Annotated in this window: 21 protein-coding genes; 8 read left to right on the top strand and 13 right to left on the bottom strand. The window is 69.2% G+C overall.

What is annotated here, in order from left to right; all coding sequences use genetic code 11:
* The first annotated feature begins 5 nt into the window (after positions 1–5).
* The 5 genes from QMA07_RS05095 to QMA07_RS05115 are packed head-to-tail and all read left to right on the top strand — an operon-like array spanning position 6 to position 4,916.
* On the top strand, positions 6–404 hold the full coding sequence (locus tag QMA07_RS05095; protein ID WP_042536471.1) for a cytidine deaminase: 399 nt from the start codon (positions 6–8) through the stop codon (positions 402–404).
* On the top strand, positions 401–1,693 hold the full coding sequence (locus tag QMA07_RS05100) for a thymidine phosphorylase (RefSeq protein WP_290160419.1): 1,293 nt from the start codon (positions 401–403) through the stop codon (positions 1,691–1,693). The genes QMA07_RS05095 and QMA07_RS05100 overlap by 4 nt, the downstream gene beginning before the upstream one ends.
* 52 nt (positions 1,694–1,745) lie before the next feature.
* Positions 1,746–2,861, top strand: a complete 1,116-nt coding sequence (locus tag QMA07_RS05105; protein ID WP_290160420.1) for an adenosine deaminase — start codon at positions 1,746–1,748, stop codon at positions 2,859–2,861.
* A 3-nt stretch (positions 2,862–2,864) separates the two neighbouring features.
* On the top strand, positions 2,865–3,968 hold the full coding sequence (locus QMA07_RS05110; protein WP_290160421.1) for a polysaccharide deacetylase family protein: 1,104 nt from the start codon (positions 2,865–2,867) through the stop codon (positions 3,966–3,968).
* Positions 3,969–3,998: 30 nt separating this feature from the next.
* The gene (locus QMA07_RS05115) at positions 3,999–4,916 is read left to right on the top strand and encodes a carbohydrate kinase family protein (protein ID WP_290160422.1); all 918 of its coding nucleotides are present in this window, start codon (positions 3,999–4,001) and stop codon (positions 4,914–4,916) included.
* On the opposite strand, the gene QMA07_RS05120 is transcribed toward QMA07_RS05115, so the two are convergent.
* From QMA07_RS05120 to QMA07_RS05155, 8 genes are all read right to left on the bottom strand, one after another.
* A complete protein-coding gene (locus QMA07_RS05120) occupies positions 4,891–5,640 on the bottom strand; it encodes an alpha/beta hydrolase (RefSeq protein ID WP_290160423.1) in 750 nt (249 codons plus the stop codon). The genes QMA07_RS05115 and QMA07_RS05120 overlap by 26 nt on opposite strands.
* Positions 5,641–5,688: 48 nt before the next feature.
* Entirely contained in the window at positions 5,689–6,993 is a 1,305-nt protein-coding gene (locus QMA07_RS05125) for an NAD(P)/FAD-dependent oxidoreductase (RefSeq protein ID WP_290160424.1), read from the bottom strand.
* Between the two features lie 105 nt (positions 6,994–7,098).
* Positions 7,099–8,256: a mannitol-1-phosphate 5-dehydrogenase gene (locus QMA07_RS05130; RefSeq protein ID WP_290160425.1), complete on the bottom strand. Its 1,158-nt coding sequence runs from the start codon at positions 8,254–8,256 to the stop codon at positions 7,099–7,101.
* Positions 8,256–8,687: a PTS sugar transporter subunit IIA gene (locus QMA07_RS05135; RefSeq protein ID WP_140037562.1), complete on the bottom strand. Its 432-nt coding sequence runs from the start codon at positions 8,685–8,687 to the stop codon at positions 8,256–8,258. The genes QMA07_RS05130 and QMA07_RS05135 overlap by 1 nt, the downstream gene beginning before the upstream one ends.
* Positions 8,688–8,754: 67 nt before the next feature.
* The gene (locus tag QMA07_RS05140; RefSeq protein ID WP_290160426.1) at positions 8,755–10,383 is read right to left on the bottom strand and encodes a PTS mannitol transporter subunit IICB; all 1,629 of its coding nucleotides are present in this window, start codon (positions 10,381–10,383) and stop codon (positions 8,755–8,757) included.
* Positions 10,380–12,065, bottom strand: coding sequence for a phosphoenolpyruvate--protein phosphotransferase (gene ptsP / locus QMA07_RS05145; RefSeq protein ID WP_290160427.1), 1,686 nt, complete (start codon positions 12,063–12,065; stop codon positions 10,380–10,382). The genes QMA07_RS05140 and ptsP overlap by 4 nt, the downstream gene beginning before the upstream one ends.
* Positions 12,062–12,343 carry an HPr family phosphocarrier protein gene (locus tag QMA07_RS05150; RefSeq protein ID WP_290160428.1) on the bottom strand — a complete coding sequence of 94 codons (282 nt, stop codon included), beginning with the start codon at positions 12,341–12,343 and terminating at the stop codon, positions 12,062–12,064. Before QMA07_RS05150 ends, ptsP begins: the two co-directional genes overlap by 4 nt.
* The gene (locus tag QMA07_RS05155) at positions 12,340–12,657 is read right to left on the bottom strand and encodes a hypothetical protein (RefSeq protein WP_290160429.1); all 318 of its coding nucleotides are present in this window, start codon (positions 12,655–12,657) and stop codon (positions 12,340–12,342) included. The genes QMA07_RS05150 and QMA07_RS05155 overlap by 4 nt, the downstream gene beginning before the upstream one ends.
* Before the next feature lie 165 nt (positions 12,658–12,822).
* On the opposite strand from QMA07_RS05155, the gene QMA07_RS05160 reads away from it, so the two are divergent.
* Positions 12,823–14,745, top strand: coding sequence for a PRD domain-containing protein (locus QMA07_RS05160; protein ID WP_290160430.1), 1,923 nt, complete (start codon positions 12,823–12,825; stop codon positions 14,743–14,745).
* Between the two features lie 8 nt (positions 14,746–14,753).
* Here the strand turns inward: QMA07_RS05160 and QMA07_RS05165 are convergent, their stop codons facing one another.
* Genes QMA07_RS05165 through QMA07_RS05175 form a run of 3 tightly spaced genes read right to left on the bottom strand, consistent with a single transcriptional unit; the run spans position 14,754 to position 17,523 of the window.
* Positions 14,754–15,017, bottom strand: a complete 264-nt coding sequence (locus QMA07_RS05165) for an HPr family phosphocarrier protein (protein ID WP_290160431.1) — start codon at positions 15,015–15,017, stop codon at positions 14,754–14,756.
* Between the two features lie 5 nt (positions 15,018–15,022).
* Entirely contained in the window at positions 15,023–16,693 is a 1,671-nt protein-coding gene (locus QMA07_RS05170) for a phospho-sugar mutase (protein WP_290160432.1), read from the bottom strand.
* Complete coding sequence (locus tag QMA07_RS05175; RefSeq protein WP_290160433.1) at positions 16,690–17,523, bottom strand: purine-nucleoside phosphorylase; 834 nt, start codon at positions 17,521–17,523, stop codon at positions 16,690–16,692. The genes QMA07_RS05170 and QMA07_RS05175 overlap by 4 nt, the downstream gene beginning before the upstream one ends.
* A gap of 48 nt (positions 17,524–17,571) precedes the next feature.
* On the opposite strand from QMA07_RS05175, the gene QMA07_RS05180 reads away from it, so the two are divergent.
* Positions 17,572–19,026 (top strand): NAD(P)H-quinone dehydrogenase, encoded by a 1,455-nt coding sequence (locus QMA07_RS05180; RefSeq protein WP_290160434.1) that lies wholly within the window; start codon positions 17,572–17,574, stop codon positions 19,024–19,026.
* Positions 19,027–19,101: 75 nt separating this feature from the next.
* Here the strand turns inward: QMA07_RS05180 and QMA07_RS05185 are convergent, their stop codons facing one another.
* Positions 19,102–20,868, bottom strand: coding sequence for a biotin carboxylase N-terminal domain-containing protein (locus QMA07_RS05185; protein ID WP_290160435.1), 1,767 nt, complete (start codon positions 20,866–20,868; stop codon positions 19,102–19,104).
* Positions 20,869–20,946: 78 nt separating this feature from the next.
* Complete coding sequence (locus QMA07_RS05190) at positions 20,947–21,585, bottom strand: nucleoside triphosphate pyrophosphatase (protein WP_290160528.1); 639 nt, start codon at positions 21,583–21,585, stop codon at positions 20,947–20,949.
* A 23-nt stretch (positions 21,586–21,608) separates the two neighbouring features.
* Here QMA07_RS05190 and QMA07_RS05195 point away from each other — a divergent pair, with 23 nt between their 5' ends.
* A complete protein-coding gene (locus QMA07_RS05195; protein WP_290160436.1) occupies positions 21,609–22,838 on the top strand; it encodes a TRAM domain-containing protein in 1,230 nt (409 codons plus the stop codon).
* Positions 22,839–22,843 lie beyond the last annotated feature (5 nt).

A 22,843-nucleotide genomic window follows, 5' to 3' on the forward strand; every position in this document is an offset into this window, starting at 1 on the left:
GAGACATGACTGACATCGACTGGGACGAGCTTCGCCAGGTCGCGACCGACGCCATGACCAAGGCCTACGCGCCGTATTCGCGGTACCGGGTCGGAGCCGCCGCCCTGGTCGGCGACGGTCGCATCGTCGCCGGCTGCAACGTCGAGAACGCGTCGTACGGAGTGACCCTGTGCGCTGAATGCGCTCTGGTGGGTGACCTGCACATGTCCGGCGGTGGCCAGCTCGTCGCCTTCGTGTGCGTGAACAACGACGGACAGACGATCATGCCCTGCGGCCGCTGCCGCCAACTGCTCTACGAGCACGCGATGCCCGGGATGCTGCTGGAGACCGTCTCCGGGATCCGGACCATCGACGAAGTACTGCCGGATGCGTTCGGCCCCCGAGACCTGGAGGACGCCCGATGAGCGTTGAGCCCTTCGACGCCGTCGATGTGATCCGTGCCAAGCGCGACGGAGGTGTCGTGCCCGAGAAGGCTCTGCGCTGGATGGTCGACGCCTATACGCGCGGCTACGTGTCGGACGCGCAGATGGCATCGTTCGCGATGGCCGTCTTCCAGCGCGGCATGGAGCGCGACGAGATCCGCGTGCTCACCGACGCGATGATCGCCTCGGGGGAGCGGATGAGCTTCGCGACCCTCGGCAAGAAGACCGTCGACAAGCACTCGACCGGAGGGGTGGGCGACAAGATCACCCTGCCGCTCGCACCGCTGGTCGCCGTGTTCGGCGTCGCTGTGCCGCAGCTCTCCGGCCGCGGACTCGGCCACACCGGCGGCACGCTCGACAAGCTCGAGTCGATCCCCGGCTGGCGCGCGGCGCTCAGCAACGAAGAGATGTTCGCTCAGATGCAGGGCGACGTGGGCGCGGTGATCTGCGCCGCGGGCTCAGGTCTCGCCCCTGCCGACAAGAAGCTCTACGCGCTGCGTGACGTCACCGGCACGGTCGAGGCGATCCCGCTGATCGCTTCGAGCATCATGTCGAAGAAGATCGCCGAGGGCACGGACGCGCTGGTGCTCGACGTGAAGTTCGGCTCAGGGGCGTTCATGCAGGACATCGACCGGGCTCGCGAACTCGCGCGCACGATGGTCGCCCTCGGCACCGACTCCGGCGTCGCCACGACCGCACTGCTCACGGATATGAACGTGCCCCTCGGCCGCGCGATCGGCAATGCCAACGAGGTCCGCGAGTCCGTCGAGGTGCTGGCAGGTGGAGGCCCCGCGGACGTCCGCGAGCTGACGATCGCCCTCGCACGCGAGATGCTCGCGCTCGCCGGACAGCCGGATGCCGATGTCGAAGCCGCTCTCGACGACGGACGTGCGATGGACGGCTGGAAGGCCATGATCCGTGCGCAAGACGGCGACCCGGACGCACCGCTGCCGACGGCACGGGAGACGCACGTGATCACCGCCCCTGCCGACGGTGTGGTGTCTCAGTTGGACGCGCTGCCGTTCGGCATCGCGGCGTGGCGTCTCGGTGCCGGACGCGCGCGGGCGGAGGATCCGGTGATCTTCGAAGCAGGCATCGATCTGCATGCCAAGCCCGGTGACCGAGTCGTGGCGGGCCAGCCGCTGTTCACCCTCTCCGCCGCCGATGAGGCCAGGTTCCCGCGCGCGATCGAGGCGCTCGAGGGCGCCTGGGCGATCGGCGACGAGGCTCCGGCTGCGGGCCCGATCGTGCGTGAGCGCATCACGGCCTGATCCGCAGACCGCTAGCCTGAACACAGCGAATCCGCGACCGAGAGGAATCCCCATGTCGATCGACGCGAACGGCGATGTCACCATCCAGGGGGCGTCTCTGCGAGGCCTGCCCAAGGTATCGCTGCACGACCACCTCGACGGCGCAGTGCGTCCGTCGACCATCATCGAACTGGCGGATGCGATCGGCGTCGATGTGCCGGAGTCGAACCCGGCCGCCCTCGGCCGATGGATCGCCAAGAAGAGCGACTCCGGTTCTCTGGTCGAGTACCTCACGACGTTCGATCTGACGACCGCCGTCATGCAGACGACGGAGGGCCTGACCCGCGTCGCACGCGAGTTCGTGCAGGACCTCGCGCACGACGGAGTGATCTACGGCGAGGTTCGCTGGGCACCGGAGCAGCACCTCACCCGCGGTCTCTCGCTCGAGCAGGCCGTCGAGGCCGTGCAGCAGGGCATCGAAGAGGGCGAGGACGCCGCGGACCGCGATGGCCACAGCATCCGCGTCGGACAGCTGATCACCGCGATGCGTCACACCGACCGCTCTCGCGAGATCGCAGAGCTCGCGGTCGGGTTCCGTGGACGCGGGGCAGTCGGCTTCGACATCGCCGGGCCCGAAGACGGCTTCCCGGCTTCGAATCACCGGGCCGCGTTCGACTACCTCGCGGAGAGCTTCTTCCCCGTCACGGTGCACGCGGGGGAGGCTGCGGGCGCGGCCTCGATCCGTTCGGCGCTCATCGACGGGCGAGCCCTGCGACTCGGTCACGGCGTGCGCATCGCCGAGGATCTGCACGTGATCACCCAAGAGGGCGACGAGGTGCAGGTGCAGTTCGGCGACCTCGCCCGCTGGGTGCGCGACCGCGAGATCCCGCTCGAACTCTCTCCGTCATCGAACCTGCAGACCGGAGCGATCGCGGCATGGGGCGACACGCTCGCAGACCACCCGTTCGATCTGCTCTACCAGCTCGGATTCGCCGTCACCGTCAACGTCGACAACCGCACGATGAGCGCCACGTCTCTCACGCGTGAGCTCGCCAACCTCGTCGAGACGTTCGAGTACGACCTCGACGACCTCGAGACCTTCCAGTTCAACGCCGCGGCCGGAGCCTTCCTGCCTGTCGAGGAGCGCGAGGAGCTCGTGGAGATGATCGCCGACGGATTCGACATCTAGTCCATGGCGTCCGGGAGGAAGCGACGCCGCATCGGCGCCGCACTGATCATCGGCACCGTCGTCGTGATCGGGGCAGGCGCGGCGGCGGCGTACGCCTGGTCGACCATCCCGCCGGAAGGGTCTGATCCACGCGCCGGCGCCGCCGTCATCGAGCGTCCGCTCACACCGGTTCAGCAGCTCCTCGCGGACGCCGACGACCCGCTCGCGTGCGCGGTGAGCTTCTTCGGTGACGGCGCCCCGGCCGAGCCCATGCTCCAGCGGCAGGACGCGCTCTACGCAGCCCTTCCGATACCGGCGCAGGACGGGCGCGTGTTCGCGGGGTGGTACACGACCGAGGCGGATGCCGCCGCGTACACGGTCGCCGCACGCGTGAACGGCGCGGACCCCGTGGTCTGCGTCGATCAGCAGACCGAGCTGTTCGCCGGGTGGACGACCCCTGAGGCGAACGCCGCTGCCGAGGTGCAGGTGCCGATCCTCATGTACCACCAGTTCACGGCGAACCCGGACGGCGAGTCCGGGTGGCTGCGCGGCAACTACGCGTACATCGGCGACTTCGACGCGCAGATGACCCACATCGCGACGACGGGCTTCTATCTTCCGACCTGGGACGAGCTCAGCGCGTTCATCGACGGCCGCCTCTCGCTGCCCTCCCGCTCGGTGATCATCACCGACGACGACGCCGACCAGACCTGGTTCGACCTGGCGGTTCCGGTGATCGAGCGGAACAGGCTCCTGTCGACGTCGTTCATGATCACGGCCTACCGGCAGGACCCACCGCCGTCGATCTACGTGCTGCGCCGTTCGCACACCCATGACATGCACCAGGCCGGAGAGAACGGCAAGGGCCGGATGACGAACTGGACGGCCGACGAGATCGCGGCCGACCTGAACGTGTCAGGGGACGTGCTGGGGGTGCGCGAGGTGATCGCGTATCCGTTCGGACACTACAACGACACCGCGAAGCAGGGCGTCGCGCAGGCCGGCTTCGAGATGGCGCGGACCATCGAACCCGGATACGTCGAGATCGGCACCGACAAGCTCGCGCTCCCGGTCGTGCGCATCGACTACGGAATGGGCCTCGACTCGCTGATCAAGCGGATCGGCTGATCCGGCGGTCGCACCGGGCAGGATGGAGCCATGAGCGCATCCGTCTTCATCGCGGGGCCGGCTTCCTGGAACTCGATCGTCGTGCTCGATCGCCTGCCTGAGCCCGTGCCCCACATGCAGTTCGCCGAGGATTCCTGGGAGACGGTCGGCGGCACGAGTGCAGGCAAGGCGCTCAGCCTCACCGCGCTCGGGCGCCCCACGCTGCTGTATGCGCTGTGCGCGGCGGACGAGCCGGGGGAGCGCGTGCGCGGTGCCCTCGGCCGGGCCGGGGTGAACACTCGGTGGGGCCACGGCGACGTCACGGAGCGCCACCTGAATCTCATGACGCGTCTCGGCGGGCGGGTGTCGCTCTATCTCGCCTCGCCCTCGGCGACGGACGGTGTCGATGACGCCGCCCTGGTCGGAGCGATGCGAGAGGCCGATGCGATCGTGCTCGACCTCGCGGCGGAGCCCCTCCGTCTTCTTCCCGCGGCCAGTGCCGCAGGGCGCCCGATCTGGGTCGACGTGCACGACTACGACGGCGAGGCCGACTTCCACCGGCCGTTCCTCGACGCGGCCGACGCCGTGTTCTGCAATGCCGACCGCCTCGCGGATCCCGTGGCCTTCCTGCAGTCGCGCATCTCGGCAGGAGCCTCACTCGCGGTGTGCACGCTCGGTGCGGAGGGCGCTGTGGCGATCGACGCAGCCGGCGTGGAGCATCGCGTGGCGGCGGTGCCCGTCGACGTCGTCGACACGAACGGGGCCGGCGATGCCTTCCTCGCGGGTGTGCTCGATGCCCGGCTCTCCGGCGCGGACGTGCCGTCTGCACTCCGCGCGGGTGCGCGGACGGCATCCGGGGTGCTCGGCACGCGGCACCTGCATCCGCTGCTCGATCCCGTCATCGTCGGAGACCTGGGCGCTGAGACGCAGGGCGAAGAGCAGATCAGCCCTGGGGGAGCGCGGCCATGAAGGGAATCAGGACCTCCGAGACCTCGGCGTGCATCTCTTCGTCCGTGATCGTCGGCGTCCCGTCTCCGGCCTGGGGCCCGTAGTCGCCGAACGACGCGTGGGATGCGCCCTCGATCTCGATCATCTCGGCGTCGGCCGGAAGCAGATCGCGGGCCGCGTCGATCTTCTCGGGCGTCGAGAGTCCGTCCTCGCTGCCCGAGATGCTCAGCACGGCGAGGTCGGTGTCGGAGACATCGTTCGAGCAGTAAGACCCGAACAGCACGAGCGCCTCGGCGTCTGCGGCGAGCTGGCACGCGCGCACACCGCCCAGCGAGTGACCGCCGACCGCCCACTCGTCGATCTCGGGGGCCGCGGAGGTGAAGGAGTCCAGGCCGCGCAGGTCGAAGAACGCGAGGTTCAGCCACGGGCGGGTGATCACGACCGTCACGCCCTCCTCGGCGAGGCTCTGCAGGATCGCGGCGTACGCCCACGGGTCGACCTTCGCCCCGGGGATGAACACCAGGCCCGTCTCTGACTCGCCGTCTGCGGGGGTGAGGACGATTCCCTGATCGGCGTCTTCGACGTGGATCGCCGGGTTCTCCCGGACGCTCGCCAGCGGTGCCTTCTCGGCGGGCATCACCCCGATCTGGCTCCAGGCGACGATGCCGGCGATTCCGAGCACGAGGACGGCGACGAGTCCCCAGACGACCACTTTCAGGACACGACGTCCACGCTTCTTCTGCACGGGATCAAGGTTAGAGCCCGCGCATGTGAACGACCCCGGCACCGGACATCACGTGTGCCGCCCCGTCGGGTCGTCCAGCGCGCTCTTCTCTCGGCGGACGGCGCTGCGGTAGGCGTCCTTGTTGACGTAGTACGCCATGCGGTCGAGTCCGAGGTAGCGATAGCCACCGGTCAGATCGGGCCACGGCTCCGAGGTCACCCGGTCGCGGAACCGTGTCGCGGTGGCCGGAGCGTGCTCGACGGCGTCGAGATAGGCCGCCAGCAGGTCGGCCTGCTCGTATCGTCCCTGCCATCCGATCCCGGACGCCTCGATCATGCCCATCACGTAGAGTCCGTTGAACGAAGCGGGGAAGATGTTCAGGAACAGCCGAGGAGCAGCGCCGCGCCAGTGCAGGTGCGTGCGGTCGACGAACGGATAGTCGAGCGTGTAGCCGGTCGCGAGCAGCACGAGGTCGTAGTCGTCGGCCGTACCGTCTCGGAACCGTACGGTCGACCCGTCGAAGCGATCGACATCCGGGCGGATGCGCAGGTCACCCTGGCCGAGGTGGTTGAGGATCATCGTGTTCACGATCGGATGGGATTCGTAGATGCGATAGTCGGGCTTCGGGAATCCGAACCGCGCCGGATCGCCGGTGAACGCCCGCAACACGCGACTGTCGACGGCCTGCTTGATGCGCGCGGGCAGCGGACGACCCTGGTTGAGCGTGTCGCTGGGTCGCCCGAAGAGATAGCGCGGGACGAAGTAGTAGCCGCGACGCACACTCATGTCGACCGACGCGGCGTGATGCACGGCATCCACCGCGATGTCGCAGCCCGAGTTGCCCGCGCCGACCAGGAGCACGCGCTTGCCGACGAGCTGGGAGGGTGACCGGTAGGCGCTCGTATGCATCAGCTCACCCGTGAAGGCACCGGCGAAGGCGGGGACGTTGGGTTCGGCCAGAGTGCCGTTCGCGAGCACGACGCCGGCGTACCACCTGGTGTGCTCGCCCTCGGGGCCGTCGCTGGTGAGGTCCCAGCCGCCGCTCTGCGGTGCGAGGCGGGTGACCCTCGTCTCGAATCGGAAGTGGCCGGTGAGCCCGAAATGGTCGGCGTAGTCCCGGAAGTACTGCCGCAGCACACGGTGCCCCGGGTAGTCGACCGTCGATCGCAGGGGGAACTCGGTGAACTCGGTGGTGGTGCGCGACGAGATCAGATGCGCCGACTCGTACATGGTGCTGCGCGGATTGTCGATGTCCCAGAGACCCCCGACGCCTGTGGATGCCTCGTATCCGTCGACACCGATCCCGCGCCGCGTGAGCGCGCGGGCGGCAGCGAGTCCTGACGGCCCTGCGCCGATCACGGCGTATCTGTTCATGCTGCTCCCGCACCTCGCTGTGCGCGCACCCGCGCCCTCCGCCGATCGTATCGGCAGAGGGCGCGGGTACGGCGCAGAGGGCGCGGGTGATGCGCGCAGCGGTGCTCAGGAGGCGTTCAGAGCCGTCTGACGCGAGAGCACAGCGTCGCGCACCGCAGGGAACAGCGGATGCTCGGGATCCAGCCCCGTCGTGCGCACGGTGAAGGCGAGAGCGTCTTCGGTGCGCAGGGCCTCCTGCATCTCGACCGACTGCTCGTCGTCGGGCGCGTCGAACTCCAGCGCGGCGGTGACGGCGCCGACCAGCGCGATGGTCGACAGCCCACGCTCGGCGGCCATCGCCGCCGGCCCGATGAACCGCTCGTGCCGCGAGATCTTTCGCAGCGGCTGTCGCCCGACGCGCTGCACGGTGTCGACGAGTGCGGGGTTGCGGAATCGCTCGAGGATCGTCGAGCGATACTGCGCGAGCTCGGCGGGGTCGAGGCCGTGTTCGGCGACCAGGACCGCGGAGGTCTCCTCGAGGGTGGCTGATACCCGAGCGGCGATGTCGGGATCCGCCAGCGCATCCGAGATGCGCTCGATCCCGGCACGAGCGCCGAAGTACGCCGTCGCGGCGTGCCCGGTGTTCACCGTGAAGAGCTTGCGCTCGATGTAGGGCGCGAGGTTCTCGACGAAGTGCGCTCCGGGGATCTTCGGCAGTGCGCCACCGAAGGCCTCCGACTCGATCGCCCACTCGAAGTACGGCTCGACGGTGACGTCCACTCCGCCGTCGGCAGGCTGCCCGGGCACGATGCGGTCGACCGCGGTGTTCGCGAAGACCGCACGGGAGAGCAGCTCCTCCGCATCCACTCCTGCCGCCTTCTCGATCTCCGCACGGAGCGTGTCGGTCGCGCCGATCGCGTTCTCGCAGGCCATCACCTGCAGCGGGGCGGCGCCGGCGGCGCGGCGGGCGAGACCCGCGACGATCGTCGGAGCAACGAAGCGCAGCACCGTCGGCCCGACGGCCGTCGTGACCACGTCGGCGGTCGCGACCTCGTCGGCGACGGCATCCGGATCGGTCTTGCTGTTCACCGCGCGGAAGCCCGTGACCACGTGGTCGGTGCCGCCGGGGCCCGCCTCGTGCACGGTGTAGGAGTCGACGGCGTTGATCGCGTCGACCAGGGCGTCGGCGACGTCGGAGAACACGACCTCGTAGCCGCCCTCGTGCAGCAGCAGTCCGACGAAGCCTCGGCCGATGTTGCCGGCGCCGAAGTGGACCGCCTTCATCAGTCGTTCACCGCCGAGAGCAGGGCGAACAGCTCGTCGGGGGTCTGTGCGGCGTTGAGCTTCGCGACGTCGTCGTCATCCGAGAACAGGATCGCGATCTGCGAGAGGATCTCGAGGTGCTCGTCGCCGCGTCCGGCGATGCCGATCACGAAAGTGGCGGGCTCACCGGCCCAGTCGACGCCGCCGTCGTAGCGCACGACCGAGAGACCCGAGGCGAGGATCGCATCCTTGGTGTCGTTCGTGCCGTGCGGAATCGCCAGACCGTTGCCCATGTAGGTCGACACGGTCTCCTCGCGCTGACGCATCGCGTCGACGTAGGCGGGAGTGACGGCGCCGACGGACACGAGGATGTCCGTGGCCTCCTGCAGTGCCTCCTGCTGGGTGCTGGAGCCTGCGTGGATGCGGACCTGGTCGAGGGTGAGAACGCTCATGGTGATTCCTTCTTTCTGAGAATGTGGGGGCGGGGCGGATGCCGTGGCATCCACCCCGCCCGGTCTGTCACGCGTCGGAGTCGCGCTGCTCGCGCACCATTTCGACGACCTCTTCGTACTTCGGAGAGTTCATGAAGTTGTCGACGGACACATGGACGGAGTTCGGCGACTGCGCCTTCGCGCGATCCGTCAGCTGCTGCTGCGTGATCACGAGGTCGGCGGTGCCGTCGAGGTTCGCGATGGCCTGGTTGGTGACGGTGACGCCCTCGACCCCTGCCTTCTTGAACTTGTTGCGCAGCACGCTCGCGCCCATGGCCGACGAGCCCATGCCGGCGTCGCAGGCGAACACGATGTTCTCGATGCGGCGGTCGGTGGTGACTGCCGCGCCCGCGGCGGCTGAGCCTGCGGCCGCACCCGAGGACGCGCGCAGAGCGTCCATCGCGGCCGAGGACTTGCCCTTGTTCGCCTCGGTCTGTGCGATCGCGTCGCCGAAGCTGTCTCCCTCGGCCTCGAGGTCGCGCTTGCGCGAGGCGCGCAGGATGACTCCGGTGATGAGGAACGTGACGACGGCGGCGATGACGACCGACAGGTACACGACCAGCAGGTTGCCGATGCCGGGGCCCACGGCTGCGGCGGTCACGGCGATGATGCTGCCGGGGGCTGCCGGGAAGGCGAGACCGCCACCGAGGACCATGTTCGTCGTGACACCCGCTGCGCCACCCGCGATCAGGGCGAGGATCGTGGTCGGCTTGCTGAGGGCGTACGGGAAGTAGATCTCGTGGATGCCACCGAAGAACTGGATGATCGCCGCACCGGGTGCGGATGCCTTCGCCGCGCCGACACCGAAGAAGGTGAACGCGAGCAGCAGGCCGAGACCGGGTCCGGGGTTCGCCTCGATCAGGAACAGGATCGACTTGCCGGTCTCTGTGGCCTGCTCGATGCCGAGCGGGGTGAACACACCGTGGTTGATGGCGTTGTTGAGGAACAGCACCTTCGCCGGCTCGACGATGATCGACACGAGCGGGAGCAGGTTCAGCGCGACCAGCCAGTCGACCGCGCCGCCGAGGACCGCACTGATGCCGAGCATCACAGGACCGAAGGCGAAGAAGCCGAAGATCGCGAGGAGCATGCCGAGGATTCCGGCGGAGAAGTTGTTGACCAGCATCTCGAAGCCGGGGCGGATCTTGCCGTCCCACAGCCGGTCCATCTGCTTGGTGACGTAGGCCGCGAGCGGTCCCATGATCATCGCGCCGAGGAACATCGGGATGTTCGTGCCGACGATGACACCCATCGTCGCGATCGTGGCCACGACGCCGCCGCGCTCGCCGTAGACCATGCGGCCGGCGGTGTTGGCGATCAGGAGCGGCAGCAGGTAGGTGACCATCGGGCCGACCAGGCCCACATAGCCGAAGAAGTTGCCGTCAGCGCCTTCGGCCACGGCGGTCATGGCGCCCTGCCAGCCGATGACGGCCGAGTCTCCGCCTCCACCGATCAGCTCGGCCACCGGGTACCAGTGCCAGCCGAATGGGCTGTCCACGCCGAAGAACCCGGCGGGGATGAACAGCATCGTGATGAATCCCCACGCGATGAACGCGGCGATGTTGGGCATGATCATGCCCGAGAGGAACGTGCCGAAGCGCTGCACGCCCGTTCGGAGGCCGCCTGCCTTCGTGGCGGCCGGTGACGTCGTCGTCATGATGTCGTCTCTTTCTGGTGAAGGGGGATGGGTGCTGTGGCATCGGCCACGGCGAGGCGGGCTCCGGCGGCGTCGTCTGCCGCCAGCGCCAGTTCGGCGAGGCTGCGTGCCTCATCGAGAGTGTGTTGCGACAGAGTGTGGCGCACGTCTGCGAGGGCCGATGGTGCCATCGACAGGCTCGTCGCGCCGAGGCCGACGAGCACGACCGCGAGCATCGGATCGGCGGCGGCCTCGCCGCAGATGCCGACGGGCTTGCCGAGGCGGGCTCCGGCTGCACCGACCTCGCGCACGAGGCGCAGGACGGCCGGGTGCCACGGATCCTGGAATCCGGCGACGGAGCCGAGCATCCGGTCTGCGGCCATCGTGTACTGCGTGAGATCGTTAGTGCCGATCGAGGCGAAGTCCGCGTGCGCGAGCACACGGTCGGCGAGCAGGGCGCTCGCCGGGATCTCCACCATCACACCGGCGGTCTTCAGGCCGTGTTCTCGGGCGAGCGAAGTGAAGTACTGGGTCTCCTCGACGGTGGCGACCATAGGGGCCATGACCCAGAGGTCGGCCTCGGTGGCGGCATCCGCCTCGGCCAGCGCCGTGAGCTGCTCGCGCAGGATGTCCTCGCTCGCGCGGAGCGCACGCAGCCCGCGGAGTCCGAGCGCGGGATTCTCCTCGTGCGCGTCGTTGAGGAACGCCAGCGGCTTGTCGGCCCCCGCGTCCAGCATCCTCACGACGACCTTCTGACCCGGAAAGGCCTCGAGCAGCTGCCGATACGACTCGCGCTGCTGCTGCACCGTCGGTGCCTGCGCCGAGGAGAGGAACAGGAACTCGGTGCGGAACAGCCCGACGCCCTCAGCCCCACGTTCGACGGCATCTGATGCGTCTGCAGGTTTCCCCAGATTCGCCAGCAGCGGGATCCGCGTGCCGTCGGCGAGGGCGCCGGGGGTCAGTGGTGCGGCGTCCGCCGAGCGGCGGGCGGCTGCGCGCTGCTCGGCGCGCGACTTCTCATCGTCGGAAGGATCGACGGTCACGATCCCGGCGGCGGCATCGACGATGACCGGGCTGCCGGTCACGAGCTCGGATGCGGATGCCGCGCCGACGATCGCGACGATGCCCTTCTCGCGGGCGAGGATCGCCGTGTGCGAGGTGGGTCCGCCGTCGAACGTGACCAGGGCGAGCACCTGATCGAGGTTCAGCAGCGCCGTGTCCGCCGGGGCGAGGTCTCGGGCGACCAGGACGAAGGGGTGCCCCGGATCGGGGACTCCCGGCGCATCGACGCCGCGAAGACGCGCGAGCACCCGCTGGGCGATGTCATCGAGGTCGGCTGCGCGCTCTCCGAGGTAGCCGCCGACGGCCTCGAGCGTCGCACGGAAGCCCGCGAACGCGTCGTGCACCGCCCATTCGGCCGTCGCTCCGTCGTCGATGCGGGTGTCGACCTCGTCCTGCAGTGTCGGGTCCTCGGCGATCATCGCCTGCGCCTCGAGCACCTCCTGCGCCGATCCGCCCGCGGCCTCGCCGCGTGCGGTGAGCTCCTGGGCGACTGCGGCCACGGCCTCACGCACCCGCGCGCGCTCGGCGTCGGCGCCCTGGGCGCTGGGGATGTTCTCGGGAGCGGGCAGCGCCTCGGTCATCCGGACGACGACGCCCTGGGCGACCCCGAGACCGATCCCGACTCCTCTGAGCTCGCTCACGCGCCGGCGTCCTGGTCATGGTCGGTGGTGAGCAGCTCGGTGAGCGTGTCGAGCACGCCTTCGGCGCTGTCACCCTCGGCCGTCAGCGTGACGTAGTCGCCGTGCTCGATCGCGAGCGCGATGACGCCGAGGATGCTGGCCGCGTTGACCGCCTTGCCCGAGTCCTTCGCGATGGTCACGGGGATCCCTGCGTCCTTGGCCGCCTGTGCGAACAGCTTCGCGGGGCGGGCGTGGAGTCCATGGGATGAGCCGATGCGGACGGTGCGGGAGACGGTCATGATGTTCCTTTCGGGGTGTTCCTGGCGTCGGCGACGATCGACCGCGCCAACGCCAGCGTGCGGGTGCCGTCCCTGTCGGCGAAGACGTCGTCGGGAAGCACCGCCACCTGAGCGGGTGCGGCCTGCCGGATCGCCTCGAGGCGATCGGCGAGATGAGGGCCGACGAGGATCAGGTCGTGGTCGCTGCCGGCGACGGACTGCTCCATGCCGGCCGAGGCGTCCCAGTCGAGGCCGGCCTCGGAGGCCGCCCGGCGGAGTCGTTGCGCGACGAACGTGCTCGACGCACCGGCGCCGCACACCACGAGGATCTTCATCGATGCTCACCTTTCCTGAGAACAGTCTGAGAAGAGTCGGGGTGCGGTCGCCAACAGGTTCCCTTCCGCCCCTGCGGAACCTCGGTGTCGGAGCGAGGCCCCCTCCTACCTGACATCATGGAAGTCACGTCAGGACAGTGCAGTCGGCACGGAGGAGGGAGCATCATGTCGCGACAGCGTCAGGACCAGCTCCTGTCATCCCTGCTCCGACAGGAGAAGTGGGTGACGGCGGCGAATCTCGCCGATCAGCTCGGCGTCACGCCGCGCAGTATCCGCTCGTACGTGGCCGCCCTGAACGCCAGGACCGGAGCCGCGGATGCCGTCGAATCGGGTCCCGCCGGCTATCGAGCCGGACCGGGCGCTCGGAACGCACTGCGTGCCCGGCAGAGCGGCGAGTCCGCTCCGCGCGACCGCCTGCACGGTCTCGTGCGCACCCTGCTCGATCTGCCGGACGGCGTCGACGTCTTCGCGACGGCCGATGCGCTGCACGTGAGCGAAGCGACTCTCGAGGCCGACCTCGCCCGCGTGCGCACGCTGCTCGACGGCACTGATCTCACCCTCGAGAGAGACCGGGAGATCGTGCGGCTGCGCGGCAACGAGGCCGCACAGCGGCGCCTGCTGTCGCGGCTGGCGCACGACGAGATGGATGCCGCGTCCTTCCACCCCGAGACGTTCCGCCGCGCGCTCGCCGGAGGGGTCATCGCCGCGGATGCCGTCGGACCCTTCAAATCCGAGCTGGTGCGCGAGCTCGGCGAGCAGGGCTACTACGTCAACGAGCTCGCGATCTCCGACGTCCTTCTGCACATCGCCATCGCCGCCGAGCGGGTCGCCGCAGGGCATGCGCTTGAGTCGGGGCCCGCCGGTGCACGTGAGGAGATCCCGCGGGTCGGCGCCGTGATCGCCCGCCTCGCCCAGCAGCACTTCTCGGTGACGCTCGGAGACGGCGACAGCGGCCATCTCGCCTCCCTGGTGCTCACCCGCATCGTGGCCCCGGGAGAGGACGCCGCGGGTGATGTCGCCCGCAGCGGTGTGGACCCGCGGGTCGAGACCGCCGTCCGCGCCGAGATCGCGAGGGCGGCGGAGGACTTCCAGGTCGACCTCGTCGACGAGACGTTCGTGCTGCGCCTGGCTCTGCACGTGCAGAATCTGATGCGTCGAGCCGAAGAGAGCGCGCTGACCCGCAACCCGCTCACCCGCTCGCTCAAGACCTCGTATCCGATGATCTTCGAGGTCGCCGTCTCGATAGCCAGCGGACTGCACGACCGCCTCGGCACGCCGATCCACGACGACGAGATCGCCTACATCGCCATGCACGTCGGCGGCCGACTCGAGCGCAGCCGCAAGGCGGAGTCGATCCTCACGGCGACCATCGTGTGTCCCGGCTACTACGAGCTGCACGAGCTGCTGCGCTCGAGCGTCGACCGGTCGCTGGGATCGGCGATCGAGGTGACCAGCGTCATCACCAAGGTCGACCCGGACTGGGCATCGTTCGACACCGACCTGGTGCTCAGCACGATCGAACCGGGGGCGGCGGGCGATCGCTTCGTGCGCATACAGCCGTTCCTCACGGATGCCGATGTGGACCGGATCCAGCAGGCCGCCGCGCGCGTCAGACGCGGCAGACGCCTGACCAGGCTCCGCGCCGAGCTCGCGCGCTACTTCGTCGCCGATGCTTTCGTCTACCCGCTGCCCGATGAGGGTGAGGAGGCGATCATCCGGCGACTGGGCGGACTGCTCGTGGATGCCGGTCTCATCGGCGACGACTACGTCGACAACACGATCCTCCGCGAACGGATGTCGTCGACGGCGTTCACCGATGCCCTCGCTGTGCCGCACGCGCTCCAGATGACCGCGACGCGCACCGCGATCGCGATCGGCGTCGCCGACGGATCGGCGGCCTGGGGGGAGGGGCGAGTGCAGGTGGTCGCGCTCGCCGCATTCAGCGAGAGCGACCGCGCCGCGTTCCAGACGGTGTTCGAGCAGCTCGTCGAGGTGTTCAGCGAACGAGACAGCGTGCAGCGCATCGTCCGTCGAGGAACGACCTTCGAGGCGTTCCTCGACGAGCTCGTCGCCGTCATCGACGGCTGACGACTGCGTCAGCCCCGGGGATCCAGCACGCCGGCCAGCGTGTCGAGGACGGATTCGGCGTCCGCCGACTCCGCGGTCTCGAGCACCACTGCGTCGCCGGGCGCGAGTGCGAGGTCCATCAGCGCGAGAACGCTGCTGAGGTCCACGACCGCGCCCGACGACGTGCGCAGAGTCACGGCGTGCGGGTGCGCCTGCACGAGCCTGACGAGCTCGGCGACAGGACGCGCGTGCACCCCGTTGTGGGCGCTGATCACGACATGTCTTCTCGGCATGCGGCCTACGAGCGTTCTTCCAGGAGCACACGCACCGCGGCCTCGAGCTCGCCGACCGTCGCACTGGCCCGCTCCGCGGAGTCGGCGGTGGCGTCGATGTAGACCTTGAGCTTCGGCTCGGTGCCGCTCGGACGAACGATGATGCGGGAGCCGTCCGCGAGCCTGTAGCGCAGCACATCGCCCGACGGCCTTCCCGCGTCGGCGTGCAGCAGATCCTCCGCCGAGGCGATGACGTGACCACCGAGCTGCTGCGGCGGGAGGGTGCGCAGCGACATCATCACACGACCGATGATCGAGAGGTCGTCGACGCGAACCGATACCTGTCCGCTGGCGAAGTGGCCGTATGTGTCGCCCAGTTCGGACAGCAGATCGGCGAGCGACTTCCCGCGCTCGTGGGCTTCGGCCGCGAGACCGAGCACCGCCACGGCGGCCGAGATGCCGTCCTTGTCGCGCACGGTCTCGGGGTTCACGAGGTAGCCGAGGGCCTCCTCGAAGCCGAACACGATCCCGGGCGCCCGGGAGATCCACTTGAAGCCCGTGAGCGTCTCGTGGAAGTGGAGCCCGTGGTGCGCGGCGACGGCACCGAGGCCGGGCGACGAGACGAGCGAGCACGCCAGCGACGCGCCAGGGGTGCCCGCAGCAGCCCTGGCGGCTCGAGCGCCGAGCAGCAGCCCGACCTCGTTGCCGGTGAGGCGTCGCCATCCGTTCCCCGCAGACGCATCCGGTATGGCCACGGCGAGGCGATCGGCGTCCGGATCGTTCGCGATGATGAAGTCCGCCTGCACCCGACGTGCCCGAGCGAACGACAGGTCCATCGCCCCGGGCTCCTCCGGGTTGGGGAACGACACGGTGCGGAACGTCGCGTCGGGCTTCAGCTGCTCCTCGACGACCATCGGCTGCGGATATCCGGCGGCCGACACGATCTTCGACAGCGTCTCCCAGCCGACCCCGTGCATGGCGGTGTAGACCCATCGCAGGTCCGAGGCGCCGGCGGGCGCCGGGGCGATCGCGGCTGTCGCGCCCACGTACGCCTCGACGACGTCCTCACCCGCCGTCTCGTAGTCGGCGGAACGAGGCAGAGCTGAGACGTCCCCCGCGTCGGCGACCCGCTGGATGTGCGCAGCGATCTCCGCATCGGCGGGTGCGACGATCTGCGAGCCCTGGTCGGCCCCGCCCAGGTAGACCTTGTAGCCGTTGTCGTTCGGCGGGTTGTGCGACGCCGTGACCATCACACCGGCATCCGCGCCCAGGTGGCGCACAGCGAAGGCCAACACCGGCGTCGGCAGCAGTCTCGGAAGCAGGATCGCGCGGAGTCCGGCTCCGGCGAACAGCTCGGCGGAGTCGGTCGCGAACACCCGGGAGTTGCGGCGTCCGTCATAGCCGATGACGACCGTCGGCGTGCCTCCGTGCGACTTCTCGCGCAGGTAGGAGGCGAAGCCTGCGGCCGCCTGCGCGACGAGCACGCGGTTCATACGGTTGCTGCCGGCGCCGAGCGCCCCGCGAAGCCCTGCCGTGCCGAACGCGAGCCTCGTGCTGAACCGGTCGTCGAGGTCGGATGCCGCCGACTCGTCACCGGCCGCCGCTCTCGTGATGACCGCGGCCAGTTCGTCGCGGGTCTCGTGATCGGGGTCCTGTCTCATCCAGGCGCGCGCCTGCGCGAGGCGCTCGTCGTTCACAGCGCCTCGACCACTCGTGCCAGCAGGGCCGAGATCACCGGCTCCGCCTCGCGGCCCGCCTCGATGACCTCGGCGTGGCTGAGCGGTGTCTTCTGGATGCCGGCCGCGAGGTTGGTGATGAGCGAGAACCCGAGGATCTCCATGCCTGCCTCGCGTGCGGCGATCGCCTCGAGGGCCGTGGACATGCCGACGATGTGGCCGCCGATGTGCTTCGCCATCTGCACCTCGGCGGGCGTCTCGTAGTGCGGGCCGCGGAACTGCGTGTACACGCCCTCATCGAGGGAGGGATCGACGCCGCGGGCGATGTCACGCAGACGCTGCGAGTAGAGGTCGGTGAGGTCGATGAAGGTCGCGCCTTCGAGAGGCGAGTCGGCGGTGAGGTTGATGTGGTCGCTGATCAGCACCGGCTGGCCGGGGGTCCAGGTCTCGCGGACGCCTCCTGCGCCGTTCGTGAGCACCATGATCTCGGCGCCTGTCGCCGCGGCGGTGCGCACCGAATGCACGACCCGGCGCACGCCGTGGCCCTCGTAGTAGTGGGTGCGGGCGCCGATGACGAGCACGTTCTTGCCATCGGGGGTGCGGATGCTGCGCAGCGTGCCCACGTGCCCCTCGAGAGCGGGCTTCGAGAAGCCGGTGACCTCGGTGGCGGGGATGGTCGCTGTGGTCTCGCCGATGATGTCGGCGGCCTTGCCCCAGCCGCTGCCGAGGGTGAGGGCGATGTCGTGCTTCTCGACTCCGGTCAGGCGCGCGATGTCTGCGGCTGCGTCGGCTGCGACCTCGAACGGGTTCGCATTCGGGTCGTCGAGCGGGTTGCTGTGTGTTTCGGACATGGATCCACTCTAGGAAGGTGCAGGCTCGGGGGCCAGGATTGCGGAAGAATGGAGATCATGTCTTCTACCCCTTTTGAGCGCACTCAGCGTGTCGCCGTCCTCGGCGGCGGTCCCGGCGGCTACGAGGCGGCACTCGCCGCGGCCCAGCTCGGAGCCGAGGTGACCCTTGTCGAACGCGTGGGCGTCGGCGGTGCGGCGGTCCTCACCGACGTCGTGCCCTCGAAGAGCCTGATCGCCACGGCCGATGCGGCCATCGCGATTTCGGAGGCATCCGACCTCGGTGTGCAGTTCTACGCGAAGGGCGAGCACGGCAAGCCGTTGAAGCCCGAGATCGCCATCAACCTCGCTGCCGTGAACAAGCGCCTCATCGCTCTCGCCGGCCAGCAGTCCGAGGACATGCGATCGGCGCTGCTCGAAGCCGGCGTGCGCATCCTGTCCGGGCACGGGCGCCTCGAGGGGCCGAACGCGATCATCGTCTCGACCGGTCACGGCGGCACGGATTTCGACCGCATCGAGGCCGACACGATCATCGTCGCCGTCGGAGCGTCGCCGCGCGAGCTGGACTCGGCCAAACCCGACGGCAAGCGCATCCTCACCTGGACGCAGTTGTACGACATGAAGGCTCTTCCCGAACACCTCATCGTCGTCGGATCCGGTGTGACCGGTGCCGAGTTCGCCTCCGCCTACATGAACCTCGGCGCCAAGGTCACCCTGGTCTCCAGCCGTGACCAGGTGCTGCCGGGGGAGGACCAGGATGCCGCGCGCGTGCTCGAGAAGGTCTTCAAGCGCGGCGGCATGACGGTGCTCTCCAAGGCCCGCGCCGAGAAGGTCGAGGTCACGAAGGACGGCGTGACCGCGACGCTGTCGGACGGACGGACGGTCGACGGCAGCCACTGCCTCATGGCCGTCGGATCGATCCCCAACACGGCAGGCATCGGCCTCGAGGATGCGGGTGTCGAACTCGACGAGACCGGGCACGTCCGCGTCAATCGCGTGGCTCGCACCTCGGTCCCCAACGTCTACGCCGTGGGAGACTGCACGAACTTCTTCCCACTCGCCTCGGTCGCGTCGATGCAGGGCCGCACGGCCGTGTTCCATGCGCTGGGGGACATCGTGATCCCTCTCGAGCTCATCAAGATCACATCCAACATCTTCACCGCGCCCGAGATCGCGACGGTCGGCTACTCCGAGAAGGACGTCGAGGACGGTGTGGCCGATGGACTCGTCTACAAGCTGCCGCTCGCCGCGAACCCCCGGGCGAAGATGATGGGCATCAAGGACGGTTTCGTGAAGCTGATCGCCCGCAAGGGCTCCGGCACCGTGATCGGCGGTGTGATCGTCGGGCCCAAGGCCTCCGAGCTGATCTACCCGATCGCCGTCGCGGTCGAGCGCCGTCTCACGGTAGACCAGGTCTCGCGCGTGTTCGCGGCGTATCCGTCCCTGTCGAGCAGCATCACGGATGCGAGTCGGGCGATGCACCTCGTCAACGCCAAGATCTCCTGACCTTCCGGAACCCCGGACGATACGAGAGAGGCGCCCCGCGGCAAGCGGGGCGCCTCTCTCGTATCCGAGCTGGCGTCAGCTGATCGTGAGCAGCTGGTGGCCGGCTGAGACGGTCGCCCCGGCGACCGCGCCGATGTTGGCGATGACGCCGTCCTTGTGCGCCTGCAACGGCTGCTCCATCTTCATCGCCTCGAGGATGACGACCAGGTCGCCCTTGACGACCTGCTGACCCTCCTCGACGGCGACCTTGACGACGGTGGCCTGCATGGGCGACTTCACCGCATCGCCGGAAGCGCCGGCGCTGACGGAGGTGGCGTGGCTGCGACGGGACGGGGGCACGGCGGCCGGTCGCCCGGCGGTGCCTGCAGCCACCGCGACGCGGTCGGGAAGACTGACCTCGAGTCGCTTGCCACCGACCTCGACGACCACGGTGTGCCGGTTCTCTGATGCCGTGGGCGACTCCAGTTCGCCATCCCACGCGGGGATGTCATTCTCGAACTCGGTCTCGATCCACCGCGTGAAGACGCCGAACTCGCCGTTCTCGGCGGTGAAGGCCGGGTCGTTCACGACCTTGCGGTGGAAGGGGATCACGGTCGGCAGGCCGGCGACCTCGAACTCGTCCAGAGCACGGCGCGACCGCTCCAGAGCCTCGGCGCGGTCCTTGCCCGTGACGATGATCTTCGCGAGCAGCGAGTCGAACGCACCCGAGACCGAGTCTCCGGCGGTGACGCCGGAGTCCAGGCGGACGCCGGGTCCGCCGAAGGTCTTGAAGACGTGGATGGGGCCAGGCTGGGGGAGGAACCCGCGACCGGGGTCTTCGCCGTTGATCCGGAACTCGATCGAGTGTCCGGTCGGCTTCGGATCGTCGTAGTCGATGGTGCCGCCGGCGGCGATGCGGAACTGCTCCCGCACGAGGTCGATGCCGGTGACCTCTTCGGAGACGGGGTGCTCGACCTGCAGGCGGGTGTTGACCTCCAGGAACGACACCGTTCCGTCGGCGCCGATCAGGAACTCGCAGGTTCCCGCACCGACGTAGCCGACCTCCTTGAGGATGGCCTTGGAAGCCGAGTAGAGCAGGTCGTTCTGCTCGTCGGTGAGGAACGGAGCCGGTGCCTCCTCGACGAGCTTCTGGTGACGGCGCTGCAACGAGCAGTCACGCGTCGAGATCACGACGACGTTGCCCTCGGCATCGGCCAGGCACTGGGTCTCGACGTGTCGGGGCTTGTCGAGGTACTTCTCGACGAAGCACTCGCCGCGACCGAACGCGGCAACGGCCTCGCGGGTGGCGGACTCGAACAGCTCAGCGACCTCGTCGAGCTCGCGGGCGACCTTGAGGCCTCGGCCTCCACCGCCGTACGCGGCCTTGATCGCGATCGGCAGACCGAACTCCTGGGCGAACGCGATGACCTCGTCCGCTCCGGCGACCGGGCCGGGCGTGCCCGGGGCGAGCGGCGCGCCCACCTTCTCGGCGACGTGACGGGCGGTGACCTTGTCGCCGAGCGCCTCGATGGCCTCGGGGGAGGGGCCGATCCAAGTCATGCCTGCGCCGATGACGGCGCGGGCGAACTCGGCGTTCTCCGCGAGGAAGCCGTACCCGGGGTGCACGGCATCTGCGCCGGCGCGGCGTGCGATCGAGAGGATCTTCTCGATCTGCAAGTAGGTCTCGGCGCTCGTGGCTCCGCCGAGGGCGTAGGCCTCGTCGGCGAGGCGGGTGTGCAGAGCGTCGCGATCCTGGTCGGCGTACACGGCGACCGAGGCGATCCCCGAGTCGCGTGCGGCACGGATGATGCGGACGGCGATCTCGCCGCGGTTGGCGATGAGCACCTTGGCGATATCAGGCATGCTTGCCAGCCTAGCGAGAAGGGTGGCGTTCTCTTTGACGACTCTCCACAAGAAAGTAGGACAAACGTCGACGAGACTCTACGACCAGAGATCGGTCCATGTCACGCCGAGATCCGCAGCGAGGCGCCGCACGGTCGACAGCGACATCCCGACCACGGTCGATGGGTCTCCGTCGACGCGCGTGATGAACGCGCCGCCCAGGCTGTCGACCGTGAACGCTCCGGCGACGAGCAGGGGCTCGCCGGAGGCGACGTACGCGGTGATCTCGGCATCCGTGATGTCCTCGGCGAACGTCACGGAAGCCTCGGCGGTCGCGGTGGCCTCGACCGGTGCGGCACCAGGTGCGACGCGGAAGACCGAGTGTCCCGAGTGCAGGATGCCGGTGGCTCCGCGCATCTCCTTCCAGCGCCTCGTCGCCTCCTCGGCCGTGTAGGGCTTGCCGTACACGCGGCCGCCGAGCTCGAACATGGAGTCTCCGCCGATCACGATGCCGTCGAACGACCCGCCTTCTGCGAGTCGCTGAGCGACATCCGCGGCCTTGGCGCGAGCGAGCAGCAGCACGAGTTCGGCCGGTGCGAGCTCGGCGCCTCGCTCGGCCGCGGCGGCCGCGGTCACGGCGTCCTCGTCGACCCCCGGCGACTGGGTCAGCGGTTCGATGCCGGCCTGACGCAGCAGCATCAGACGGGCGGGAGAGGTGGAGGCGAGGCAGACGCGCATGTTCACCACCGTATCCTCGAAGGATGACTTCCTCCCCAGCCCTGCTCGATCTGGACATCACCGGCATCCCGCACGGCGGCACCTTCATCGCCCGACACGAAGGTCGGGTCGTGTTCGTCTCCGACGCCATCCCCGGTGAGCGGGTCCGCGCGCGCCTGACCGAGGATTCGACCGGTGAGTCGAAGAGCTTCTGGCGCGCCGAGACGGTCGAGGTCCTCGAGGCCTCGCCGCACCGCCGGCCGCACATCTGGGCGGAGGCCGACGTCTCGCGCTCCCCGGAGGACCGGCCGGGAGGCGCCGACCTCGGGCATATCGACCTCGCCCAGCAGCGCGTGCTGAAGCGTCAGGTGCTGACCGAGGCGCTCGATCGCTTCGCCGGCCCCGGACTCGAGGCCCCCGAGATCGAGGCCGTCGATTCGACCGACGGCACCGGGTGGCGCACGCGGGTCACCCTGCACGTCGACGACGAGGGCCGGGTCGGGCCCTACGCCGCACGCAGCCACAGGGTGATCCCGGTGAGCTCCCACCCGCTCGCCCGCCCGGCGGTCGCGCGGGCGGCGCTGCGCCTCGCCGGCGGCGAGGCCGGAAGCGTCGACCTCGTCGAACCCGGCGACGGCGAGGTGCGGATCATCCGCCGAGATCGCCTCGACGAGCGTCCGGCACGGGGCCAGCACCGTCGGCCTGCTCCCGAGGTCGTGTACGAGCAGGTCGGCGATCGCCGATTCCAGGTCGATGCCGGGGGATTCTGGCAGGTGCACCCGCGTGCCGCCTCGGTGCTCGACGGCGCCGTGTACGGCGTCCTCGACGGTCACGTCGACCCTGAGAAGACGCACTTCGATCTCTACGGGGGAGTCGGGCTCTTCGCCGCGTCCCTCGCAGATCTCGGTGGTACCGACATCGTCACGGTCGAGTCGAGCCGGCGAGCGACCCTGCACGCACAGCAGAACCTCGCATCGCTGGGCGTGAACGCCGTCACGGCGAGAGTCGACCGCTATCTCACCGGTGTCCCGGGAGGAACGCGCGCAGGAGCCGTCGTCCTCGACCCGCCACGCGCGGGTGCCGGCCGTGCAGTCGTCGACGCGCTCGACACGCTCGCCCCTGAAGCAATCGCCTACGTCGCGTGCGACCCCGTCGCCCTCGCCCGCGACCTCGGCACGTTCCGTGAGCACGGGTGGAGCGTCGGGACCCTGCGCGGGTTCGATCTGTTCCCGCACTCGCATCACTTCGAGGTCGTCGCACTGCTCACGCGGTGACCGAT

It is taken from the genome of Microbacterium sp. APC 3901 (assembly GCF_030407765.1).
Classification (GTDB): domain Bacteria; phylum Actinomycetota; class Actinomycetes; order Actinomycetales; family Microbacteriaceae; genus Microbacterium.

Bases quoted from the DNA above. Each gene is read 5' to 3' on its own strand.
- QMA07_RS05135 (WP_140037562.1), bottom strand. From the start codon at position 8,687: ATGAGCGTTCTCACCCTCGACCAGGTCCGCATCCACGCAGGCTCCAGC.
- QMA07_RS05095 (WP_042536471.1), top strand. From the start codon at position 6: ATGACTGACATCGACTGGGACGAGCTTCGCCAGGTCGCGACCGACGCC.
- QMA07_RS05100 (WP_290160419.1), top strand. From the start codon at position 401: ATGAGCGTTGAGCCCTTCGACGCCGTCGATGTGATCCGTGCCAAGCGC.
- QMA07_RS05185 (WP_290160435.1), bottom strand. From the start codon at position 20,868: ATGCCTGATATCGCCAAGGTGCTCATCGCCAACCGCGGCGAGATCGCC.
- QMA07_RS05175 (WP_290160433.1), bottom strand. From the start codon at position 17,523: ATGTCCGAAACACACAGCAACCCGCTCGACGACCCGAATGCGAACCCG.
- QMA07_RS05165 (WP_290160431.1), bottom strand. From the start codon at position 15,017: ATGCCGAGAAGACATGTCGTGATCAGCGCCCACAACGGGGTGCACGCG.
- QMA07_RS05115 (WP_290160422.1), top strand. From the start codon at position 3,999: ATGAGCGCATCCGTCTTCATCGCGGGGCCGGCTTCCTGGAACTCGATC.
- QMA07_RS05150 (WP_290160428.1), bottom strand. From the start codon at position 12,343: ATGACCGTCTCCCGCACCGTCCGCATCGGCTCATCCCATGGACTCCAC.
- QMA07_RS05180 (WP_290160434.1), top strand. From the start codon at position 17,572: ATGGAGATCATGTCTTCTACCCCTTTTGAGCGCACTCAGCGTGTCGCC.
- QMA07_RS05130 (WP_290160425.1), bottom strand. From the start codon at position 8,256: ATGAAGGCGGTCCACTTCGGCGCCGGCAACATCGGCCGAGGCTTCGTC.
- QMA07_RS05160 (WP_290160430.1), top strand. From the start codon at position 12,823: ATGTCGCGACAGCGTCAGGACCAGCTCCTGTCATCCCTGCTCCGACAG.
- QMA07_RS05155 (WP_290160429.1), bottom strand. From the start codon at position 12,657: ATGAAGATCCTCGTGGTGTGCGGCGCCGGTGCGTCGAGCACGTTCGTC.
- QMA07_RS05110 (WP_290160421.1), top strand. From the start codon at position 2,865: ATGGCGTCCGGGAGGAAGCGACGCCGCATCGGCGCCGCACTGATCATC.
- QMA07_RS05190 (WP_290160528.1), bottom strand. From the start codon at position 21,585: ATGCGCGTCTGCCTCGCCTCCACCTCTCCCGCCCGTCTGATGCTGCTG.
- QMA07_RS05195 (WP_290160436.1), top strand. From the start codon at position 21,609: ATGACTTCCTCCCCAGCCCTGCTCGATCTGGACATCACCGGCATCCCG.
- QMA07_RS05125 (WP_290160424.1), bottom strand. From the start codon at position 6,993: ATGAACAGATACGCCGTGATCGGCGCAGGGCCGTCAGGACTCGCTGCC.
- QMA07_RS05105 (WP_290160420.1), top strand. From the start codon at position 1,746: ATGTCGATCGACGCGAACGGCGATGTCACCATCCAGGGGGCGTCTCTG.
- QMA07_RS05140 (WP_290160426.1), bottom strand. From the start codon at position 10,383: ATGACGACGACGTCACCGGCCGCCACGAAGGCAGGCGGCCTCCGAACG.